This window comes from Vibrio sp. V30_P3S12P165 (assembly GCF_009904905.1).
GTDB classification, from domain to species: Bacteria; Pseudomonadota; Gammaproteobacteria; order Enterobacterales; family Vibrionaceae; genus Vibrio; species Vibrio fujianensis.
The window spans coordinates 18,786-38,414 of sequence record NZ_WXWH01000040.1; the positions used below are offsets into that span (position 1 = coordinate 18,786).

Here is a 19,629-nt window from a genome sequence, read left to right on the forward strand (position 1 = left end):
AACTGACTGACTTCCGAAACAGACTTACGCCGTGAACATGAAATAGCGCTTCACAAACAAAAAAAGGCCACAGTAATTTGTGGCTTTTTTATTGTTGTGCGTTATTTTCCGATTTGGATGTTCTCAACACGGGCTTTTAACTTTTGTCCTGGGCGGAATGTGACAACACGTCGAGCAGTGATTGGAATATCCTCTCCCGTTTTCGGGTTTCGACCTGGTCGCTCATTTTTATCACGTAGATCAAAATTACCAAAACCGGACAGTTTAACCTGTTCGCCGCTTTCTAGTGCTTTACGAATCTCTTCAAAAAACACTTCCACCGTATCTTTGGCATCCCGTTTACTAAATCCTAGATTTTCGAACAGGTTTTCAGCCAAATCGGCTTTTGTAAGCGCCATAAACTTTCCTCAAAGCTAGGTTTAACCTTGCTGCTTTAAGCAGCACCACAGTGATTTTTGCTCAGCCAATCAAAGACATATCGGCTTTAAACAAAAGTGTATGCCAACCTTATGATTTTCGCCAACTTTTTTATTTTATTAACGAACTGACACATATTCAACGGGTTGAATTTTCACGCTTTAAAATTGATAAAATTAAAAATAAAAACACAATGAAAGACAAAAATCAGCATAAAATATTAAAAGTATATATTTTTTTACTCTTTAATTCTAATTGTGAAATTTCCAATCTATTTGATCTTTGTCAGTAATAAAACAAGAATAAGCTGAAAAATCATAAGCTTGCTAATGCTAATTGTATACCGAAAATCGACAGAAGTCATCGCGGATAAAAAAAGAGCAAGGATATTCCCCTGCTCTTTTATCTCATCATCAATGCTCGACCAAGAATTAGACTTTAATCACGTAATGTGGCGGAGAATTGATCAGCAATGACTTTAACGATATTTTCAACCGCCGCAGCAATATCAACCTCTTCTAAGGTTCGCTCTGATGATTGAAGCGTTAAGGCAATGGCCAAACTTTTCTTCCCTTCCGCAACGCCTTTGCCAACATAAACGTCAAACAGTTTGGCTTCTTTGAGTAACTCACCACCCGCGATTCGGCATGCCGCCACAATATCACCAGAAGCAACCGTTTGATCCACCACAACGGCAATATCTCGACGGTTTGAAGGGAATTTAGATAGCGCTACCGCTTCAGGAATCACTTTGCTATTGATCGCAGACCATTCGATTTCAAACACCAGAGTACGGCCATTGAGACCAAACTTGCGCTCTAGTTCAGGGTGAACCGTACCGATCACACCAATTTGTTTGCCATCTAACATGATCGCGGCAGACTGACCTGGATGAAGCGCCGGGTGCTTCATTGCTGCAAAACTGTATGCTTTGCCATTTGCCGTCAGTTCTAAAATGGCTTCTACATCCCCTTTGAGGTCGAAGAAATCCACCGTTGCTGTTTCGAGATTCCAGTGCTCTTCACTACGAGTTCCAGAAATAACACCTGCTAACATTGGCTCTTGACGCATACCGTTTTCAGCAGCTTGATCGGGAATAAAGCGTAGACCGTATTCGAACAAGCGAACACGAGGTTGCTGACGTTTTTGGTTATGAACCACGGTGTTCAGCAACCCTTGAATCAAACTCAAACGCATGGCAGACATGTCTGCTGAGATTGGGTTTGGCAGGATCAAAGGCTCAACCTCTGGTACGATCAATTTTTGTTGTTCTGGCTCAACGAAACTGTAAGTAATCGCTTCGTGGTAACCACGATCAACTAGCAGATCACGAACGCGTTTCAGAGGTAAGTTCGCTTCTTTGTGCAGGTTCATATTGAGCGCAGCCGCTGGCGCTTGATTTGGAATGTTGTCATAACCGTAAATACGGCCTACTTCTTCCACCAGATCTTGCTCGATTGCGATGTCAAAACGCCAAGTTGGCGCGGTTGCTGTCCAGCCTTCAGCCGTTGTTTCAACACGCATACCCAAACGCTGTAGGATTTCAACCACATCCGTATCCGCGATATGGTGACCGAGTAGGTTATCAAGTTTAGTTCGGCGTAGTGCCACCGTATTCGGTTTGGGCAGATCCGCATCAGATTCTGCCACTACGACTGGCGCAACATCACCGCCACAGATATCGATCAGAAGCTGAGTGGCCCGTTCCATTGCAGCGTATTGCAGTGCGTAATCGACGCCACGTTCAAAACGCATTGATGAATCGGTATGTAAACCATAACGACGAGCACGCCCACGGATATAGTCCGGGGCGAAAAATGCACATTCGAGCAGCACGTCTTTTGTTTCACTGTTTACACCGGAGTGCTCACCACCAAAGATACCCGCGATCGCCAGCGCTTTAGTCTGGTCAGCAATAATCAGCGTATCGGCATTCAGTTCTGCTTGGTTGCCATCCAGTAGGGTCAATTTCTCGCCTTGTTCAGCCAAGCGCACCACGATACCGCCTTCGATTTTCGCCAGATCAAACGCATGCATGGGCTGACCTTGCTCAAGCATGACGTAATTGGTGATATCAACAATCGGATCGATCGAGCGAATACCACAACGGCGCAGTTTTTCTTGCATCCACAACGGTGTTTTTGCTTGAACATTGACGTTCTTCACAATACGGCCGAGGTAACGAGGACACGCAGCGGGTGCTTTTACTTCGATAGCTATGTGGGCATCAATCGTTGATGCCACCGGTGACACCATCGGTTCCGTCACGTCAGCTCGATTCAACACGCCTACTTCACGCGCCATACCACGCAGGCTGAAACAGTCTGCGCGGTTTGATGTCAGGTCAACATCGATGGTGACGTCATCCAGAGCCAGAAACTCACGGAAATCAGTACCGATAACGGCGTCTTCCGCCAGCTCCATAATGCCGTTGGATTCAATATCAATACCCAGTTCAGAGAAAGAGCACAGCATGCCGTGTGAAGGCTGGCCACGCAGCTTCGCTTTTTTAATTTTGAAATCACCTGGTAGAACCGCGCCAACCGTCGCAACCGCGACTTTCAGGCCCTGGCGGCAGTTGGGTGCTCCGCACACGATGTCGAGCAGTTCTTCTTCGCCCACATCCACTTTTGTTACACGCAGTTTGTCTGCATCTGGATGTTGACCACATTCCACAACGTGACCGACTTTTACGCCAGTAAACGTGCCCGCAACCGGAAGAACATCATCAACTTCCAAACCGGCCATAGTAATTTGGTGGGTAAGCTCGTCGGTGGTAACCGCTGGGTTAACCCACTCACGAAGCCAAGATTCGCTAAATTTCATTGTGATTAAACCTCTGGATTACTTGAACTGTTTTAGGAAACGAAGATCGTTTTCGAAGAACGCACGTAAGTCGTTCACACCGTAACGAAGCATGGTCAAACGCTCGACACCCATTCCGAATGCGAAACCAGAGTATTTTTCAGGATCGATCCCTACACTGCGCAGCACATTTGGATGCACCATACCGCAGCCCAGTACTTCGAGCCATTTACCGTTCTTACCTTTCACGTCGACTTCGGCTGAAGGCTCTGTGAATGGGAAATAAGAGGGACGGAAACGCACTTCCAAGTCTTCTTCGAAGAAATTACACAAGAAGTCGTGCAGAATGCCTTTCAACTGAGCAAAGTTGACGTTTTCATCCACCAGCATGCCTTCCACTTGATGGAACATTGGCGTGTGTGTTTGGTCGTAATCGTTACGGTAAACACGGCCAGGAGCAATAAAACGTAGTGGTGGCTGGCTCTCTTCCATAGTCCGTATTTGTACGCCAGAGGTGTGAGTACGTAGCATCAGCTTTGGATTAAAAAAGAAGGTATCATGATCCGTCCGCGCAGGGTGATCATCTGCGATGTTCAGCGCATCGAAGTTATGGAAATCGTCTTCGATTTCAGGGCCAGACTCAACGGTAAAGCCCAGTTCACCAAAGAAGCTTTCAATACGCTCGATGGTACGGGTTACAGGGTGTAAACCGCCGTTTTCGATACGACGTCCAGGTAACGTGACATCAATAGTTTCAGCCGCTAACTTCGCTTCAAGCTCTGCACGTTGTAGGTTATCTTTGCGCGCAGCGATGGATTTTTGAACTGTTTCTTTTGCGACGTTAATCTCTTGGCCTGCCGCGCGACGCTCTTCTGGCGGTAATTTGCCTAGACTTTGTAGTTGAGCCGTTAGCTCACCTTTTTTGCCCAGATATTGAACACGCACTTCATCCAGTGCGACTAACGATTCGGCTGCATTAATCGCTGCGGTCGCGTTAGCAATAATCTCTTGTAGATGTTGCATTGTATCCTCGTCTGCTTATCAGCAGTATCCTTAAGGAGCCCGAAAGGGAATAAGGGATTCTTGGTTTTTAAGTAGCTGTACATAGTAACGAAAGCCGCTGTCAAAGCCAAACTGAAATCGCGCCCTAGAATACTTTCACGCAAACCTGAAACAACGATGTTCCATCTTTATAACAATTCTATCTAGCTTGGCTCGTTTTTTACTTGAAATTGAGCCGTACTGATTTGATTTTTTCCACTTCGTTTCGCTTGGTATACGGCATTGTCTGCCAATTTAATCAGTTGATGGTAGCTTGTCATCTGTTGATGTGATTGTGCAACTCCGACACTAATACTCGCTTGCCAGAGGCCATGTTCCGTCTCAATAGTAAGGCAGTTAACGGCTTGGCGGGTAAATTCGGCGACGTTGATCCCTCCTGCTAAATCGGTATTCGGACAAATCACTAAAAATTCATCCCCCCCAAGGCGAGCAACTAGATCATCACTACGAAATGAATGCTGTAATGTTTGAGCTAACTCAATGAGTATGCTGTCCCCAACATCATGACCACACGTATCATTTACTTGCTTAAAATCATCCACATCAATCATGATACAAACCAGCGGTAAATGATGCTGTTTTGCGTCGTCCCAATAAACTTGTAGCTGACGTAATGCTTTCCGTCTATTAGGGAGTTTGGTTAGGCTATCCGTAGTAGATAAGGCCTCTAGTTGTTGGTTCGCTTTAAGCAATTGTTGTGTACGTTGCTCAACGGTATCTTCTAAACATTGGTTGAGTTTTACGAGTGCTCGGTTACGCTCTGAAACTAATTCAAATAATCCACTCAATGCGTTAAGTAATGGTTCTGTGGCACTTTCATGCTCACGCTCTTCTTGATCATAGGCTTGTTGAGGCGTCATACCTTGTTCGATCGCTTTGATTTGACGTGCCATATTTTGATCAATACCTAAAATATGATACGCCAGCCAGTGAATCAAAAATTCAAACAATTGCACCGCGGGTTTTTCGTCAGCTTCACTCAGGAAGGCCTGCATACTGACCAGTTCGGCCATAAATGTACGGTGTACTTGTATATGCTCAGTCAAATGAGCGTCCGCAATACCGCTCGTACGCATCAGCATTTCTTCTTCTTTAAAGTGAAATTCCGCATAGCGAGAGAGTTCAAACAGAGCCACACGTACATCGCTAAGGGCAACATTATTTTCTGACAGCAATGCGCCATATTGATTGATAAAGTTCACCAGATATTGATGCTGTTGATCAACCTCGTGAATCCCGGTTTCAAAATATCGATCCCACTGGAATGACTGCATATTTATCAAAAGCCTATTTGAATGCCATTATATCGTAATCCGAAATGAACAATGCGCGACCAACTGCAAACGCTCGTTTATTTATTTCATCTCGTTTATTTCCTGTATTCCGCTTCTTTACTTCATATAGCGTCATATAGTGCCAAACGGTATTACTTAAGTATAAACATAACTTTATCAAAGGGCATGCTCTGTGCCTACGCAACACTCACTAAATGAGATGCTGAACAAAAAGTGCCATGGTTATGGTTAAGCGATGTTATGGTTAAGCGATAGATTGAAAGCATATCAAGTTACGCTTAATAAACTCTCTGAGTCCGGTATTCAAAAATTCTAGACAACAAAAAGCCCGATCATTTCTGATCGGGCTTTTTGTTATTTGGAGCGACACACGAGGTTCGAACTCGTGACCTCAACCTTGGCAAGGTTGCGCTCTACCAACTGAGCTAGTGTCGCATTAAGCAGGTAAGGCTATTACCTTGCTCTTTATAAATGGTGCCCCGGGCCGGACTTGAACCGGCACGACTCGAAAGTCGAGGGATTTTAAATCCCTTGTGTCTACCAATTTCACCACCAGGGCACACTAATTTTTTAACTTCTGCACCGCTTGCGCCGTGCGAATATAATTTGGAGCGACACACGAGGTTCGAACTCGTGACCTCAACCTTGGCAAGGTTGCGCTCTACCAACTGAGCTAGTGTCGCAATGGAGGCGCGTCCCGGAGTCGAACCGAGGTCCACGGATTTGCAATCCGCTGCATGGCCACTCTGCCAACGCGCCTTCAAGACTCAAACCGCTTGCTTGTTTATCGCGTTGCTCTTGAGTACGGGATGCATTCTACGGATTCGATGCAATGAGTCAATAGAATTTTTTTGCTTTTTAAATCGTTTGACTATTTTGCATTCAAAAACGATTTCTTTGTTCACTTTTATAGCAAAAACTGTCTATTTTTCCTCAAGATACCTGACAACGCGACCTAAATTAATTTATGTAAGCGCTACCATCATCAACAACGGCTTTTTTTGTGTATGTATCGCTTTTTAATTTATGTAATAAAAGTAGGCTAAGCCACCCGATTATCTGTGTACTTAGCCACTCATCATTACGCTCGGTCGATGATGCGATTGAGGGTCTGACTTGGACGCATTAACGCTGAGACTTTCTCAAACACAGGTACGTAGTACCCACCAAGATCTCCCGGTTTGCCTTGCGCTTCGTTAAGCTCTTGAATGATCTGCGCTTCTTGATCGCTCAGTTGTTTAGCTATGGGAGTAAACTCTGCAGCCAACTCAGCATCTTGTGTTTGCTCTGCTAATGCTTGCGCCCAATAAGTGGCAAGATAATAGTGGCTACCACGGTTATCCAGCTCTCCCACTTTACGTGAAGGTGATTTGTTATTGTCTAAGAATTTACCCGTTGCTTGATCGAGCGCATCGGCTAACACTTGGGCCTTCCGATTGCCAGAAACAATACTGAGATGCTCTAAAGAGGCAGCTAAAGCCAAGAATTCGCCTAATGAATCCCAGCGTAAGTGATTCTCTTTTTGGACTTGTTGGACATGTTTGGGTGCTGAGCCCCCTGCTCCAGTTTCAAACAAACCACCACCATTCATTAATGGAACGATAGAAAGCATTTTTGCCGACGTTCCCAATTCAAGGATGGGAAAGAGATCAGTCAGGTAATCACGTAATACGTTCCCCGTGACAGAAATCGTATCTTTGCCTTCTTTCATACGAGCCAAGGTGTACAAGGTCGCATCGACAGGAGACAAAATCTGTATCTCTAAACCCGTCGTATCGTGATCGGGTAAATACTGATTTACTTTTTTAATCAGTTCCGCATCGTGAGCACGAGCACTATCTAGCCAGAAAATAGCGGGAACGCCCGTTGCACGAGCGCGGTTGACTGCCAACTTAACCCAATCTTGGATCGGCGCATCTTTTACCTGACACATACGGAAGATATCTCCCGCTTCTACCGATTGTTCTAAAAGTACTTTGCCGGTGCTATCGATCACGCGCACCACACCCTCAGCGTCGATAATGAAGGTTTTATCATGTGAACCATACTCTTCTGCTTTTTGTGCCATTAATCCCACGTTTGGCACACTACCCATTGTAGTGGGATCAAAAGCGCCATGCTCTCGACAAAAATCGATCACGGCTTGATAAACCCCTGAGTAGCAACGATCGGGAATCATCGCTTTAGTATCTTTTTGCTTACCGTCTGGCCCCCACATCTGTCCTGATGAACGGATCATCGCTGGCATTGAGGCATCGACAATGATGTCACTAGGTACATGCAGGTTGGTAATTCCACGATCAGAATCGACCATTGCCAATGCGGGCTGTGTCGCATACACCGCTTGAATCGCTGACTCAATTTCTTCACGTTGAGCTTCTGGTAATGTTTGAATTTTCGCATACACATCGCCAAGCCCGTTGTTCACATCAACGCCTAACTGGTCAAATAAATCGCCATATTTCGCGAATACCTCTTGGTAGTATACCTTTACTGCATAGCCGAAAATCACTGGATCTGACACTTTCATCATGGTGGCTTTCATGTGCAAAGAAAGCAGTACATCTTGTTTTTTGGCTTCCGCTATCTCTTTTTCAAAGAATTCAATCAGTGCTTTCTTGCTCATCACACTCGTGTCAATGATCTCTTTATCTAGCAGAGCAAATGGTTTCTTCAATACTTTATTGGTGCCGTCCTTTGCCAAAAATTCAATCGAAACGTCCGTTGCACCATTGATCGTTAACGATTGCTCAGTGCCGAAGAAATCTTTTTCTTGCATACTAGCGACATGTGATTTGGAGTCTTTTGACCACGCTCCCATAGAATGCGGATTTTTCTTGGCATAATTTTTCACTGAAGTAGGCGCTCGACGGTCAGAATTACCTTCACGTAACACTGGGTTAACCGCACTGCCTTTGATTTTATCGTAGGTAGCTTTTACTGCTTCTTGTTCATAGGTACTCGGCTCAGCTGGATAATCAGGCAGTGCAAATCCTTTCTCTTGCAACTCTTTAATCGCAGCTTTGAGTTGAGGAATAGAAGCTGAGATGTTGGGTAACTTAATGATATTCGCTTCAGGTGTTTGTGCTAATGCGCCTAATTCAGCAAGTGCATCGGTGACTTTTTGTTCTTCTTTTAAGTGTTCAGGGAAGTTGGCAAGAATACGTCCAGCTAACGAAATATCACGCGTTTCCACATTGATGCCTGACGAAGCTGTAAATGATTGAATAATAGGCAGTAGTGAATAAGTGGCCAAGGCTGGTGCTTCATCGGTAATAGTATAAATAATGGTAGGTTTATCTGTAGACATGAACTTTCCCTATTGTTCTAACAGCACTATGGGATGATAGTGCACTGTGTGAATGTCCGTATACAAATCGGTGCAACATCCCCAATACTTGTATACGATTGTCTCACTCTTTCTAATCTCGGCACTTATCACCGAGTGTGTTCGACTTAGTCCGTGAGTGAAGATCGTTATAATTAAACAAAAGCAAGATAATAGTCTATCATCTTATCCAACAATCCTGTTTTCGGGCGCGCAAATGATAGCCCAAATAAGAAAAAGATAAAACATTCAAACACAAACCATTTACATTTTTGCAAGGTAGTTAACATGTCTTCCCGCTCACCTAGCGCGATTCGCTCCACTTCGTCGTCCAAAAATTCGTCTTATTTAAAACAGAAAAAACGCTCAAGCTCTCTACGCTCTGGGGCATCTTCTCGCTCAAAATCAGATGTAAAAAGAGTGGCGAAAAAACAAACACTCCTTCCTCCGGAGCGACGTAAGGTGATTATTTTTAATAAACCTTATGACACATTAAGCCAATTTACCGATGGTCAAGGCCGACAGACGCTGGCAGATTTTATTCCTATTAAAGAGATATATGCTGCTGGACGATTAGATAGAGACAGTGAGGGCTTAATGATTCTCACCAATGATGGTATTTTACAAGCAAGGCTTACCCAGCCAACCGCTAAGTCCCCGAAAACTTATTGGGTTCAAGTCGAAGGTGAACCAGCGGAAGATGATCTCGATAAATTAAGGCTAGGGGTGGAATTGAAAGATGGCCCAACACGCCCAGCACAAGTCGAACGAATCGATGAGCCAAACGTCTGGCAACGAACGCCACCCGTTCGTTTTCGTGCCAATATCCCCACCACTTGGCTAGCAATCACCATTATTGAAGGGCGCAACCGTCAAGTAAGGCGGATGACAGCACATATTGGTTATCCCACCTTACGCCTGATTCGCTATTCTATGGGCAACATAACCCTTGACGAGCTACAACCAGGACAGTGGAAAGAAATTACTATGTAACCATATTGAGAATAACGCATTTAGAATAATGCCCCATCGCTGGGGCGTTATCGTTATTGATGGCGCTCTTTGAGTTTGTCTATCACATCACTCATCGATAACCCTTGATCTTGTAACAAGACCAGTAAGTGATAGATAAGATCCGCTGACTCACAAATCAATTCCGCCTTATCACCCGTCGCCGCCGCAAGCGCGACTTCAACCCCTTCTTCACCCACTTTCTGCGAAATGCGCTTGGTGCCACGCGCATAAAGGCTAGCGGTATAAGAGGACTCTGGATCGGCACTCTTGCGGGCAGCCAATAACTGTTCAAGTTGATGAAGCCAGACCCATTGTGATTCCTCTTGTTCATCGCCACCCCAGCAGGTGGTTGTCCCGGTATGACAAGTGGGGCCAATTGGGTTCACTTTGACTAATAAGGTGTCTTGATCACAATCCAAGGCGATATTTTTCAGTTGTAAAATATGTCCAGACGTTTCGCCTTTGGTCCATAACCGCTGTTTTGAACGTGAATAAAAGGTCACTTGTTCCGTTTCCAACGTCTTTGCCAGCGCTTGCTGATTCATATACCCCATCATCAACACTTGGCTAGACGTAAAATCTTGGATAATTGCTGGGATAAGACCATCAACCTTTTCCCAATTGATTCGGTCTGAGAGCGCCATTGGGCTTTGCGTAGTTCGGCTCATCGTCTTACCTCGATTTGTTGTTGTTTTAAATACTGCTTCAGTTCACCGATATTAATAATCTGTTTATGAAAGACAGAGGCTGCCAGCGCACCATCGACATGGGTTAACTTAAAGGCGTCAGCAAAGTGTTCCATCGCCCCCGCACCACCCGAAGCTATCAGAGGCACTTGGCATACAGCTCGAATCCTCTTCAATTGTTCAAGGTCATACCCATGACGAACCCCGTCTTGGTTCATCATGTTAAGGACAATTTCACCCGCTCCCCGTTTTTGTACCTCTTGAACCCAATCTTGAGTTTGCCACTGTGTCGCTTTGGTCCGCGTTTCATCCCCGGTAAATTGATAAACTTGGTATTGGCCCGTTTCTTTATCAAAATAGGAATCGATCCCCACGACAATACATTGCACACCAAATTTATCCGCAAGATCGGTGATCAATTGAGGGTTGGCTAATGCGGGCGAATTAATCGACACTTTATCGGCACCAAACTCTAAAATGCGCGCCGCATCATCTGCCGATTTGATTCCACCCGCGACACAAAAAGGAATGTCGATCACTTCGGCGACCCGTGATACCCAACTTTTATCGACGACTCGACCATCACTGGATGCGGTAATATCGTAAAAAACCAGCTCATCTGCACCTTCTTCTGCATAGCGTTTAGCCAGCGGTACGATATCACCTATGATTTCATGGTTACGAAACTGAACACCTTTAACGACTTGACCATCACGAACGTCTAGACAGGGAATTATTCGCTTTGCCAGCATGAGAACGCCTCCTGTGCGGTAAACTTACCCTCTAATAGTGCACGACCAACAATAACACCGGCGACTCCACTGCCTTTCAACGCTTCAATGTCTGCTAAACTGCCGATACCACCAGAAGACTGGAATTGAATTTGTGGATACTGCTGGCATAAATCGACATACAACGCCACATTAGAGCCTGTCAGCGTTCCATCACGAGAAATGTCGGTACACAAAACATGTTGTAGACCCACCGTGAGGTAATCATCCAATAACGCTTCGATGGTCACCCCAGAGTCTTCTTGCCAACCAGAAATAGCAACTTTACGTGAGCCATCACGATCAATATTGATATCCAGTGCAAGAACTATTTTCTCCGCTCCGTATTTTGCCATCCAACCTTTGACTAATTCAGGTTGTTTGACCGCGGTGGAACCAACCACGACACGCTGAGCACCGGCGTTGAGTAAATCAATCACATCTTGTTCACTACGCACGCCACCACCAATTTGAATATTTGCTGGCGTGCTGGCCAAGAGGGTCGCAATCAACGTTAACTGACGAGCTGAGGTGTCTTTTGCACCCGTGAGATCCACTAAATGAAGCCAGTTGGCACCGGCTTGATGATAGAGGTTGAATTGTTCAGCGGGATCAACTTTATATTCGGTCACTTGCCCATAATCTCCCTGATAAAGGCGAACAACCTGACCATCGATTAAATCTAATGCGGGAATAATCATCATTTATCCTTAATGGTGGTTTAGCCTTATCGGCCAAACGACTATCCTTAAAGTTTCAAAAAATTGTCAATTAACTTGGAGCCAGCTTTTGATGAGCGCTCTGGATGAAATTGCACACCATAGTAGTTGCCATGTTGAATTGCCGCACTAAAAGGCTGACCATATTGACACTCTGCAATGGTGTAGTCGCCAACCGGCATGGCAAAACTGTGCACAAAATAGAAGTACTCGCCTTCTTCAATGCCTGCAAATAATGGGTGACCAGACGTTGCAGACACCGTATTCCACCCCATATGGGGTAAAGGCAGGCCCTGTGTTTGCATTCGGCGAACTTCACCGCCGACCAGCCCCAAGCACTCAACCGTTTCTTGGGCTTTTTGTCCCTTCTCTTCTGAGAGCTTGCCCATAAGTTGCATGCCAAGGCAAATGCCTAGCAGCGGCTTTTCTACCTGTTTGACTAACTCAATTAAATGGCGCTGCGCCAAGTTATGCATCGCCTCACTGGCGGTTCCTACTCCGGGCAAGAATAGTTTATCTGCAGCTAATACGACCTCTGGATCTTTTGATATTGTGACAGGGTAACCTAAACGCTCAACCGCAAACTTAACAGAAGAGATATTGGCACACCCAGTATCAATAATGACGATCTGTTGAGTCATCACAGCACTCCTTTACTGCTTGGCAATTCATTCCCTTGTACCTGAATGGCTTGGCGAAGTGTACGGCCAAACGCTTTAAATAAACTTTCAATCATGTGGTGATCGTTTTCACCCGCCGTAGAAAGATGTAAGGTACACGCTAAGGTATCCGTCAGAGAACGGAAGAAGTGATAAACCATCTCTGTTGAAAAATCGCCGACTTGTGGACGGCTAAATTCGGCTGAAAATTTTAAATAGGGGCGGCCGGATAAATCTAATGCACACTGTGCCAAACATTCATCCATCGGCAGTGTAAAGCCAAAACGGCCAATACCTCGTTTATCCCCCAGCGCTTCTCTCAATGCCTGTCCAAGAGCCAGTGCAGTATCTTCTACGGTGTGGTGATCATCAATATGCAGGTCACCTTTAACCGTTAATGTCAATTGAAAACCGCCGTGGGTAGCAATTTGATCTAACATGTGGTCAAAAAAGCCCAGCCCCGTTTCAATGTGATTACCACCACTTTGATCAAGATTTACCGCAACCTGAATATCGGTTTCTTTGGTTTTTCGTACCACTTCAGCTTTGCGCTCTTGGATGGTCAAAGCTCTGACAATTTCTGGCCAATTCATAGTCTTAGGATGGTATTGGATCCCTCGAATCGCCATATTTTCAGCCAATTGTAAATCGGTAACACGGTCACCAATCACCGCGGAGTGTTTAAAATCCACTTTGCCACCGTGCAGATATTGTTTGACCAGCCCAAGCTTAGGTTTTCGGCATGAGCAATTTTCTTTTTCAAAATGCGGGCAAATCAAAACCTCATCAAACATAACGCCCTGAGATTGGAAAATTTCCATCATCATGCTATGGGGCGCATCAAAATCTTCTTGAGGGTAGCTTTTTGTTCCTAACCCGTCTTGGTTAGTCACCATCACCAAACGATAACCCGCCTCTTGTAAGGTCAAAAGGCTGGGTATCACATAGGGTTCTAGCTTCAGCTTATCTAAACGATCCACCTGAAAATCAACCGGTGGCTCAACAATTAACGTACCGTCACGGTCAATAAAGAGAATTTTTTGTTGCATGCTCACGAGAATATCCTTTTCTTTTTGATGCAAGCGCATACGCTTGCATCCTATTTATTGATAATAATTACGAATAAAAGCGACGGTCTTTTCACACTCTTCACGGTTGCCGACGGAAATACGTACACAATGCTCAATCGGTGAATTACGTAAAATAATTCCGTGTTCCCAAGCGGCTTGAAACAAGGCATCACCATCAGGAAATTGGACGAGTAGATAATTGCCCCACCCTTCAAACACCGTGATTCCCTCGATCATCTGTAAACCCACTTGTAAGTAAGCGCGATTGGCATTGAGATCCAAGACTTGAAATTTAGCACGTGCTAGCCCAGCTTCTGAAAGTGCTTGCGTTGCGATTTCTGCCACTGGGACAGGAACGGGATAAGGGGCAATAACCTTGAGTAATACATCGATAATCGATCTATTAGCCAACGTAAACCCACAACGTAAACCTGCCAAAGCAAACGCTTTTGACAAGGTACGTAAAATGGCTAAATTAGGGTAATCTACCAGCAGATCCACCGTTGAGGCTTCAGGACAAAAATCGATGTAGGCTTCATCCATCACGACAATGGCGCGATCTTTGGTCATCTCGAGTAGAGCAATAATGTCTTCACGTTTAACTAGGTTGCCCGTTGGATTATTGGGACTACAAACAAACACTAGCTTCACCTTATCAAGGCTGGCTTCAATGCTTGCTAAATCGAGTTGCCAATCTGCCGTCAGGGGAACCGTTTTACGCTCAACCCCAAACGTTTCCGCGCTAATGGCATACATTCCATAAGTCGGTGGACAATATAGAATGGCATCTTGGTTAGGCTCACAAAAAGCACGAATCAGTAATTCAATCCCTTCATCCGCCCCACGAGAAGTTAATACTTGCTGTGGGCTCACCCCTGCATAATCGGCATAAGCTTGAATCAACGCGTTAGGCTGACAATCGCTATAGCGGTTAAGACGAGCAAAATCGGTTTTATATTCATTATCAAAGGGGGACTCATTGGCATTCAACCAGACATCACCACTACCGCCAATACGACGAGCTGAAAGATAAGGCGTTAATGCCTGAACCTGTTTACGAGCTAGTTTTTCCATAGTTATTGCGCCTTTTGTAACTGTTCAATACGAATGGTTACTGCACGGCTGTGTGCGTCTAACCCCTCTGCATTCGCGATAGCGACCACCGTGGGAGCTAAAGAGATTAAGCCATCAACACTAAGCTCTTGCACTGTCATGCGCTTACTGAAATCAGCCAAACCCAAGCTCGAATAGGTGCGAGTATAACCATAAGTCGGTAAAACGTGGTTGGTACCAGATGCATAATCGCCAACCGATTCAGGCGACCAAGCCCCGAGAAAGATTGACCCGGCATTATCTAATAGTGGCACCAGTTCACGAGGGTTTTTCGTCTGTACAATCAGGTGCTCTGGCCCATAATAATTCGATATCGCCACGGCCTGAGTAATCGATTCGGCAATAATAATCAGGCTTGATGCCAGCGCTTTCTGAGCGATATCCGCTCGAGATAAGCTTGTTAATTGGCGCTGAACCGCATCCATCACCTGATCCGCAATGATCGGTGATGGCGTCACTAACACCACTTGAGAATCCGGGCCGTGCTCTGCTTGGCTGAGCAGATCGGCAGCAATAAATTCTGTATCAGCCGTTTCATCGGCAATCACCAACACTTCAGACGGGCCAGCCGGCATATCAATAGCAGCGCCTTGGAAATCATTACTGACTTGGCGTTTTGCTTCGGTGACATACGCATTACCCGGGCCAAAGATTTTATCTACTTTAGCCACGGTTTCAGTACCATAAGCCATTGCTGCAATCGCTTGACCGCCACCCACATTGTAAACTTCATCAATATTACATAACTTTGCTACATACAAAATTTCATTCGCAATCGGCGGCGGTGAGCAAAGCACCACTTTGCGGCAACCTGCTATTTGGGCTGGAACACCGAGCATCAAGACTGTTGAAGGTAGTGGTGCGCTTCCACCAGGAATATACAACCCTACTTTATTGATAGCCCGAGTGACTTGCTCACAAACCACGCCGGGCATAGTTTCAACTTTTACGGGCTGAGGTTTTTGCGCTTTATGGAACTTAACAATATTGTTGTATGCTTGTTCAAGCGCTTGCTTCATTGGCTGTGAAAGCCGTTCACAAGCAGCATCAATTTCAGGCTGTGGTACACGGATTGACTCAGGTTTTACACGATCAAATTTCTCAGTCAAAGCCTGTAAAGCGATATCACCATCAGCACGAACCTGAGCAATCACCGCTTTGACTGCGGCGGTAATATTCGCACCTTCGGTAATTGCAGGACGTTCTAACACCGATTGTTGTTGAGTTTCACTCAACGATTGCCACACTACGGTTCTCATGGTGATTACTCCATCATTTTTTCAATAGGAAGAACAAGAATGGAGCTCGCTCCGAGAGCTTTCAGCTGTTCCATGGTTTCCCAAAATAGATTTTCTGAGCTAACTAAGTGCACGGCAACCTTACTTTTATCCGCAGAAAGAGGTAACACCGTCGGATCTTCTGCTCCCGGCAACAACGCTGTAATTTGTGGTAATTGTTCAACAGGAGCGTGTAGCATGATGTATTTTGATTCTTTCGCTTGTTGCACGCCGTGCATACGTGTGAGAAGTTTATCGATCAGTGCGGCTTTATCTGCTGAAAAATCTCCTGACCGCTGAATAAGCAGCGCTTTAGACTGAAAAATAACCTCGACTTCTTTTAAACCATTCGCTTCTAACGTCGCTCCAGTAGAAACTAAATCCGCAATTGCATCAGCAAGTCCGGCTCGAGGCGCAACTTCCACAGAGCCGGTCAACATACAGGTACTAAAATCAATGCCTTGCTGATCCATATAAGCTTTAAGTAGCTGCGGATAGGTTGTGGCAATGCGCTTACCTTTAAGATCTTGAGGCCCGTGATAAACTTCATCTTTATCCATTGCAATCGAGAGGCGACAGCCCCCAAAATCCATCCGGCGCAACCCAACAAACTGGCTAGGTTGGTTGAGCGCTCGGCGATCCAATCGCGTTTCTTCCAACACATTTTCTCCCACAAAGCCTAAATCAACGACACCATCCATAATCAAACCTGGAATATCATCATCACGAACCAGTAACAGATCAATCGGCATATTGAGTGAATGAACAACCAGACTTTCACCCATGATATTGAATTTTACCCCACATTTTTTCAGTAGTTCCTGACACTCTTGACTCAAGCGACCTTTCTTTTGGATGGCAATTCTTAGGCGTTGTGTTTGCATAACATGATTCCTTTGCAATGTATTGAAGTTTATAAAATCAAATAGTAAAAAGCCCTCGAGAGTTTGGTTTCCCGAGGGCTTAAAATCTAAATACACATTTGATTTAACCACCGGGAGAATCCTGCCTCCCGGGTACGCGTACATCTCCCGAAAGACTAACTAGGGATGATGATGGTGATGAATATTCATTACAAAACTACGCATACTTAATTTCTTTACTGGTTAACTTGACTGTTTTCCACACTAACCAAGCTTGAACTTTTTTGCAACTGCAATTTTACGGTTTTTTGCTTGGTGACGAAAATAATCAACCCAACCTAAGTAATAAGATTGGGTTGAACACAACTTACAGAGCCGATTCCACAACCATTTTGGCCTTAGAAAGCCAGGATAAAACAACACAAACCAACACAAAAACAGCACTGGCGGCCGCCAAGGCAGCAAAAAGTGATGATGTCACCCCAAGCACAATAAAGCCAACGGTTGATATTGCTGCCACTGAGAGCGAATAAGGCAACTGAGTCGCGACATGGTCAATATGATTACAGCGCGCTCCTGTCGAAGATAAAATAGTGGTATCTGAAATCGGTGAGCAGTGATCACCAAACACAGAACCCGCTAATACCGCGCTGAGCATAGGTAACATCAAGGCAAGATCAGTCGCACCAGCCATATCACCGGCAATCGGTAACATGATGCCAAACGTACCCCATGACGTCCCCGTTGAAAACGCCATAATCCCTGACAAAAGGAATAAAATCACCGGTAACCATTGTGGGTTAATATTCCCTTGCACCAAAGAAGATAAATACGCCCCGGTTTTCATGTCGCCAATCACTGAACCAATTGTCCAAGCAAAAATCAAAATCAAGATGGCACCGAACATGGAACGAGCCCCAATCCACATGGTACTCAGCACGTCACTCATCGGTAAGCTTTGCTTAATCACGGTGATAAGCGCAGCCACTAAGCCAACAGAGCCGCCATAAATCAAAGACGTTCCAACATCTGTATTTTCAAACGCGCCCAAGATATTAAAATCCAGCTCACTGGCCGATAATGCTTGTCCTCCGGTATACAACATAGCACCGATGGTAGCCAAAATAAGTAACACAATGGGCAACACTAAATCTGAAACTTTACCATGATCGCTTTCAGGTATATCGAGTTCCTCATTTAGCTCATGCGCTTCTTGACTATCGTGCTCATTGTCTCGCTCAAAACCACGACCTTGTGATGCTTGAATTTCATGGCGACGCATCGGGCCAACATCCATTTGAAACCACACCACAGCAAAAACCATCAACAAAGCAAAGATGGCATAGAAATTCATCGGCACTAAGCGCAAATAAGCACCAAGCGGTGAATAATCTGTGATCCCGTGCGAAACCAAAATACCACCAATAATGGTCATGATATAAGCGCCCCAGCTCGAGGCAGGCATCACAACACACATGGGAGCGGCCGTAGAATCTAAAATATAAGCTAACTTAGCTCGAGACACATAAAAACGGTCCGTCACAGGGCGAGAAATAGAACCGACAGCCAAACTATTAAAATAGTCATCAACAAAAATAAACACACCAAGAAACGCCGCTAAAAGCTTCGAGCCTCGCTTACTCTTTACCCGAACTTGCGCCCACTCAGCAAAGGCACGCGTACCACCAGAGAGCGTTAAGAGCGCCGTCATCATTCCAAGCAAAATTAAGAAGCCAACGATACTCATATTCCAAGTATTTAAGCCACCCTCTTTAAAAAACACGCTGGTGACTTGAGTTGCCGTATAATGAGCAGCACCCGAAAGCGAGAAATCTGCTAATAACATAGCGCCAAGCAAAATACCGACCCCCAAAGAAACTAACACTCGCCGAGTGACAATAGCTAAGGTCAATGCGATTAATGGCGGGAGCACAGACAAAGGAGAGGAAGCAAAATCAATTACATTCATGATCTTCAAAAACCAGTTATAAATGGTAAGAGATCTACTGCAGACAAACTGCGTATTTCATCAACACAGCTTATTGTTGAACTAGCGAAAGGGAAGCGAACACTTCACCCAACCCTACAGTAGCGCTCCATAGTTTAACAAGGATATACCAAGCAAAATAATATCCGCATCAGTATGTAGACTATGGCAGTGTTGCCCCTATTCGCTGACAACCCCAGCTAGCCGTTTTGATCTGCGACTAACTTCGGCGATAAAGCCTTTCACCACGCTTCATAGGCATCACCCCAAACATGGTTACTTTTCAGTACCGCACCTCTACGTCGAGACTCCAGTGTGAGCTACCTTATAAGTAAACCCAACATTATTTATAAATCTCGCATTAGGTCGGCTCATTGTACTTATCATAGATGTCAATGCAACCTATCGAGAGGATTAATTACCGAGAATTGGTCATCAAACCGCCAAAAAACACACTAAATTAGTCATACTTTGTCTACTCCATCGACCCGCAAGGATATTGAGCATAAAAAAGCAGTATAATGCTAGATCACGATGAACATCTATTTTTATATATTCCTATGC

15 protein-coding genes, 4 tRNA genes, 1 riboswitch and 1 other annotated feature are annotated in these 19,629 nt (G+C 45.0%); of the genes, 1 reads left to right on the forward strand and 18 read right to left on the reverse strand.

The genetic code is table 11. The annotated features are described in order from the left end of the window. Positions 1-101 precede the first annotated feature (101 nt). The 9 genes from ihfA to CAG57_RS08780 form a co-directional block, all read right to left on the reverse strand. The gene (gene ihfA / locus CAG57_RS08740; protein ID WP_099612551.1) at positions 102-398 is read right to left on the reverse strand and encodes an integration host factor subunit alpha; all 297 of its coding nucleotides are present in this window, start codon (positions 396-398) and stop codon (positions 102-104) included. Positions 399-855: 457 nt separating this feature from the next. Next, positions 856-3,243, reverse strand: a complete 2,388-nt coding sequence (gene pheT, locus CAG57_RS08745) for a phenylalanine--tRNA ligase subunit beta (protein WP_161427435.1) — start codon at positions 3,241-3,243, stop codon at positions 856-858. Between the two features lie 18 nt (positions 3,244-3,261). After that, entirely contained in the window at positions 3,262-4,245 is a 984-nt protein-coding gene (gene pheS, locus CAG57_RS08750; protein ID WP_099612554.1) for a phenylalanine--tRNA ligase subunit alpha, read from the reverse strand. A gap of 182 nt (positions 4,246-4,427) precedes the next feature. Continuing rightward, positions 4,428-5,558, reverse strand: coding sequence for a GGDEF domain-containing protein (locus CAG57_RS08755; RefSeq protein WP_161427434.1), 1,131 nt, complete (start codon positions 5,556-5,558; stop codon positions 4,428-4,430). A gap of 380 nt (positions 5,559-5,938) precedes the next feature. Continuing rightward, positions 5,939-6,014: transfer RNA gene (locus CAG57_RS08760), tRNA-Gly, on the reverse strand. 37 nt (positions 6,015-6,051) lie between these two features. Continuing rightward, positions 6,052-6,138 (reverse strand) — tRNA-Leu (locus CAG57_RS08765). 48 nt (positions 6,139-6,186) lie between these two features. Beyond that, positions 6,187-6,262, reverse strand: a tRNA-Gly gene (locus CAG57_RS08770). Between the two features lie 2 nt (positions 6,263-6,264). Then, positions 6,265-6,338 (reverse strand) — tRNA-Cys (locus tag CAG57_RS08775). A gap of 322 nt (positions 6,339-6,660) precedes the next feature. Then, positions 6,661-8,889: an NADP-dependent isocitrate dehydrogenase gene (locus CAG57_RS08780; RefSeq protein ID WP_161427725.1), complete on the reverse strand. Its 2,229-nt coding sequence runs from the start codon at positions 8,887-8,889 to the stop codon at positions 6,661-6,663. Positions 8,890-9,195: 306 nt separating this feature from the next. Here CAG57_RS08780 and CAG57_RS08785 point away from each other — a divergent pair, with 306 nt between their 5' ends. Beyond that, positions 9,196-9,900, forward strand: a complete 705-nt coding sequence (locus CAG57_RS08785) for a pseudouridine synthase (protein ID WP_202597871.1) — start codon at positions 9,196-9,198, stop codon at positions 9,898-9,900. 53 nt (positions 9,901-9,953) lie between these two features. Here the strand turns inward: CAG57_RS08785 and hisIE are convergent, their stop codons facing one another. The 9 genes from hisIE to CAG57_RS08830 all read right to left on the reverse strand — a co-directional run bounded on the left by hisIE (position 9,954) and on the right by CAG57_RS08830 (position 19,047). Continuing rightward, the gene (gene hisIE / locus CAG57_RS08790; RefSeq protein WP_161427726.1) at positions 9,954-10,589 is read right to left on the reverse strand and encodes a bifunctional phosphoribosyl-AMP cyclohydrolase/phosphoribosyl-ATP diphosphatase HisIE; all 636 of its coding nucleotides are present in this window, start codon (positions 10,587-10,589) and stop codon (positions 9,954-9,956) included. Further along, on the reverse strand, positions 10,586-11,359 hold the full coding sequence (hisF, locus tag CAG57_RS08795) for an imidazole glycerol phosphate synthase subunit HisF (RefSeq protein ID WP_099612558.1): 774 nt from the start codon (positions 11,357-11,359) through the stop codon (positions 10,586-10,588). Before hisF ends, hisIE begins: the two co-directional genes overlap by 4 nt. Next, a complete protein-coding gene (gene hisA / locus CAG57_RS08800; protein WP_078924786.1) occupies positions 11,341-12,078 on the reverse strand; it encodes a 1-(5-phosphoribosyl)-5-[(5-phosphoribosylamino)methylideneamino]imidazole-4-carboxamide isomerase in 738 nt (245 codons plus the stop codon). Before hisA ends, hisF begins: the two co-directional genes overlap by 19 nt. A 47-nt stretch (positions 12,079-12,125) precedes the next feature. Further along, the gene (gene hisH, locus CAG57_RS08805; RefSeq protein ID WP_161427727.1) at positions 12,126-12,737 is read right to left on the reverse strand and encodes an imidazole glycerol phosphate synthase subunit HisH; all 612 of its coding nucleotides are present in this window, start codon (positions 12,735-12,737) and stop codon (positions 12,126-12,128) included. After that, on the reverse strand, positions 12,737-13,810 hold the full coding sequence (gene hisB, locus CAG57_RS08810) for a bifunctional histidinol-phosphatase/imidazoleglycerol-phosphate dehydratase HisB (protein ID WP_099612667.1): 1,074 nt from the start codon (positions 13,808-13,810) through the stop codon (positions 12,737-12,739). The genes hisH and hisB overlap by 1 nt, the downstream gene beginning before the upstream one ends. Positions 13,811-13,858: 48 nt before the next feature. Next, entirely contained in the window at positions 13,859-14,899 is a 1,041-nt protein-coding gene (gene hisC / locus CAG57_RS08815; RefSeq protein ID WP_161427728.1) for a histidinol-phosphate transaminase, read from the reverse strand. 2 nt (positions 14,900-14,901) lie between these two features. Further along, a complete protein-coding gene (gene hisD / locus CAG57_RS08820) occupies positions 14,902-16,197 on the reverse strand; it encodes a histidinol dehydrogenase (RefSeq protein WP_161427729.1) in 1,296 nt (431 codons plus the stop codon). Between the two features lie 5 nt (positions 16,198-16,202). Next, positions 16,203-17,099 carry an ATP phosphoribosyltransferase gene (gene hisG, locus CAG57_RS08825; protein ID WP_161427730.1) on the reverse strand — a complete coding sequence of 299 codons (897 nt, stop codon included), beginning with the start codon at positions 17,097-17,099 and terminating at the stop codon, positions 16,203-16,205. A gap of 43 nt (positions 17,100-17,142) precedes the next feature. After that, positions 17,143-17,280: a sequence feature (His leader region), on the reverse strand. Between the two features lie 165 nt (positions 17,281-17,445). Further along, positions 17,446-19,047, reverse strand: a complete 1,602-nt coding sequence (locus CAG57_RS08830) for a Na+/H+ antiporter NhaC family protein (protein ID WP_161427731.1) — start codon at positions 19,045-19,047, stop codon at positions 17,446-17,448. A 112-nt stretch (positions 19,048-19,159) separates the two neighbouring features. Then, positions 19,160-19,373: riboswitch (Lysine riboswitch) on the reverse strand. Positions 19,374-19,629 lie beyond the last annotated feature (256 nt).